The organism is Chryseobacterium gregarium DSM 19109, from assembly GCF_000430845.1.
Lineage (GTDB): Bacteria > Bacteroidota > Bacteroidia > Flavobacteriales > Weeksellaceae > Chryseobacterium > Chryseobacterium gregarium.
Map to the genome: position 1 here is coordinate 1 of NZ_AUMU01000042.1, position 1626 is coordinate 1626.

1 protein-coding gene is annotated in these 1626 nt (G+C 38.7%); it reads right to left on the minus strand.

Going from position 1 to position 1626, the window contains the following annotated elements:
* Positions 1–414: 414 nt before the first annotated feature.
* Positions 415–1574 (minus strand): IS3 family transposase gene (locus tag H561_RS22990; protein ID WP_394330858.1). Its coding sequence is split into 2 segments (ribosomal slippage): positions 415–1316 and positions 1316–1574, totalling 1161 coding nucleotides; the frame shifts between segments, so codons are not numbered across the junction.
* Positions 1575–1626 lie beyond the last annotated feature (52 nt).

The following is a 1626-nucleotide window of genomic DNA, read 5'->3' on the forward strand; positions in this document are numbered from 1 at the left end:
CATCCTTAATTAAGATCCACTATTCAACAATCATCATCAACAATTATCAGCTTAAACACTATCACTTAGTAATGATCCTGACAAATCCCTTTCCAATTTTATCATATATAATAAGTCTGAATCGAAAGCTATCTAAAAAGATTAACAAATGCCGGTTCACAATTACTGATTAGCAAATCACTATTTTATATATCATTTATAACCATCACAACAATCATTATCTAAGAATCATCAGGATAAACCTTGTTTTCTAATTCCTCCTATATAATAGATATACAAGGCTAAGCTGTATTTATAGGTTTTAATAAGCAATTACATTATTCAACCCTCATTAAAGAGGTCTTTTCGATCCCTTAATCGCTGCTAAACCTCGGAAAATCCTCAGCAGATCATGTAGGCTTCCCATTTTCAGTACTATTCAAAAGTAGTAATTTCTGTTAATATTTTGTTGTTGTTTAATGTGGGAAAGTGGTCAGGAAACAGCGTTGGGTTTGCCTTGGCTTGCTGTCCATTTTTCCACATCACAGGTGATAAACCACCCAATGCATCGTGCGGACGATAATGGTTGTAATCTTCAACCCATTCTTCTGCTACCTCTCTTAATTCATTCAAACTTGAGAATAAATAGGCATCCAAAACCCCTTCTCTGAATGACTTATTAAACCTTTCAATCAAAGAATTCTGCGTAGGTTTTCCCGGCTGGATGTAAGCAAACTTAATATCGTTTACCAAACTCCAGGTCTGAATCAGGTGAGAGATAAACTCCGGCCCGTTATCCATCCTTATACTTTTTGGTTTTCCGTAACGGTTTACCAAATGTTTCAGAATCCAGACCACACGGCTGCTTTTGATGGAATAATCGTCTTCTATGTGCAATACCTCCCGGTTATAATCATCTATAATATTAAAAGTTCTGATCTTTCTTCCGTTTTCCAATGCATCATTCATGAAGTCCATACTCCAGCTGTGGGTAAAGCTTTCCGGGATCGTCAGCGGTTCTTTTACTCTGGTAATCTTCCGCTTTCTGGATTTTCTCCTTAAAGATAAACCTGCCTGTTTATAAATCCTGTGAAGCCTTTTATGATTTACTTTTTCACCCTGGTTGCGAAGTCGGTGGTAACATTTCCAAAATCCATCACGGGGATAAGTTTCCGTCAATGACAGCAGCCGGCTGTAAAGCACCGTATCGTCCCTGATGCTTTTGTAAGCCATAGAACTCCGGCTGATCCTAAGTATCCGGCACGCCCTGCTGATACCCATTTCTGACTCTGCCTGCAGTTCTTCGATTAAAATTCTTTTGTGGCAGGGCTTTAAAGCTTTTTTTCAATAATATGCCTTGCTGCCTCTAAGTCCAGGGCAAGGTTGGCGTACATCCTTTTCAGCTTCGCATTCTCTTCTTCCAATTGCTTGAGTCGTTTTAGCTCACCGGATTCCATCCCACCGTATTTGCTCCGCCATTTATAGAAAGTCTGGCGACTGATGCCGTTTAAACGGCACAATTCCTCACTGCTGGTTCCTCCATCATAGTCCTTCTGACCTTCTCCCAAAAAACTGGAACAATTAAAAGTAGAGATTTTTCGAGAAATAATTAAATTTAAATAAAGAAAAGTCTAATGAAAAAGAGCA